1 protein-coding gene is annotated in these 1,443 nt (G+C 71.0%); it reads right to left on the bottom strand.

Annotated features, from left to right (window positions below):
- Positions 1 to 6: 6 nt before the first annotated feature.
- Positions 7 to 1,311 (bottom strand): ISL3 family transposase, encoded by a 1,305-nt coding sequence (locus tag L979_RS08630; RefSeq protein ID WP_231559474.1) that lies wholly within the window; start codon positions 1,309 to 1,311, stop codon positions 7 to 9.
- Positions 1,312 to 1,443 lie beyond the last annotated feature (132 nt).

Genomic DNA, 1,443 nt, shown 5'->3' with positions numbered 1-1,443 from the left:
GGCCCTTCACAGATGAGCATGGGTAGGGGTCTTGCGCCACGGCCGGTGTCCGCCGGCGGCGAGCAGGGCGCGTAGACGGTAGTTCTCGAAGTTCCGGAACCCGCGGGCGACCCTGCGCATCGTCTCCATCACCCCGTTCACGGCCTCGGTGGGCCCGTTCGAGGCCCCGGCGGTGTCGAAGTAGGCCAGGATCGCGGCCTTCCACCGCCGCAGGGTCCGCCCGAGCCGGGCGACCTCCGGAATCGGGCAGGTGGGGAACGCATCGAGGACCTCGGCGACGAGCCGGCGCCCGTGCTCGGGGCGGGCGTGGTAGATCGCACGCAGCTTCTGGTAGCAGTGCCAGGCCAGGGTCACCTCATGGTGCGGGTCCCCAGCCACCAGCTTCGCGTTGAGCCGGGTGATCTGCTTGGCGGTGAGGTGCTCGGCGCCGATCTGCAAGGTACGGCGGATCCCGTAGAGAGGGTCCCCGGCCCGGCCTCGGTGGCCGAGGGTGTCCTGCTGCACGCGGCGACGCACCTCGTCCACGACCTGCCCACCGAGCTTCACCACGTGGAAGGCGTCCAGGACGGTGATCGCCTCCGGGAGCTCGTCGCGGATCGCGTTGGCGTAGCCGTGGAACGGGTCCAGCGTCGCCGTGCGGATCCCGCTCGTGAACCCCGGCCCCTGGGTAGCAAGCCAGTCGCCGTAGGCCGCCCCCGTGCGCCCGGGCACCAGGTCCAGCAACCTCGCCCGGGGACGGCCGTCCTCACCGCGGGAGTGATCCACGATGCCGGTGACCAGCCCGGTGCCGGGTGGACCCACGTTGCGCCACACGTGCTCGTCGACACCGAGGGCGTCCACCCCGGCCAGCCGATCCTCCGCGGCCAGCTGGCCTTCGATGACCGGGGCCACGGCGTGCCAGACGGTGTTCCAGGCGACTCCGAGCATGTCCGCCAGGGCGGAGACCGCGATGTCGTGGGAGCGCAGCTGCGTCACCGCCCAGGCGATCGCGCGGGTGGTGAGCTTGGCCCGCGGCGCGGCCAGCTCGTGGACCTCGCTGAACGTCACGACCTCGCAGGCGTCCTCCCGGCACCTGAAGATCCGCTTGCGCCACACCACCCGCACGGGCACCCCAGCGCAGGGCAGATCGTGGAGCACGACCTCCCGGCGGCCGTGGCCGGTGGCGAGCACCCCGCAGGACGGGCACCCCACCAGCGTCGGAGAAGTCTCCACCACCACGGTGAACGAGCGTGGTCCGCGTTCCACGGCCCTGACATGGACGTCGGGCAGGTCGAAGAGCGCGCACGCGGGCGCGCAGATAGCATGAGACACGTCGAGGCCTTCATGGATCGGGTTGCTTGGTCGCTACCCATCCTGGAGGCCTCGACCTCTACCCAGACCTCACAACACACCCCTCGAGACGCCCACGCGCACACCGCTACCCATGCTCATCTGTGAAGGGCC

Source organism: Kocuria sp. ZOR0020 (assembly GCF_000800955.1).
GTDB lineage: Bacteria > Actinomycetota > Actinomycetes > Actinomycetales > Micrococcaceae > Kocuria > Kocuria subflava.
Note: the sequence above shows the minus strand (reverse complement) of the source record. Positions and strands in the feature narration are given on the sequence as shown.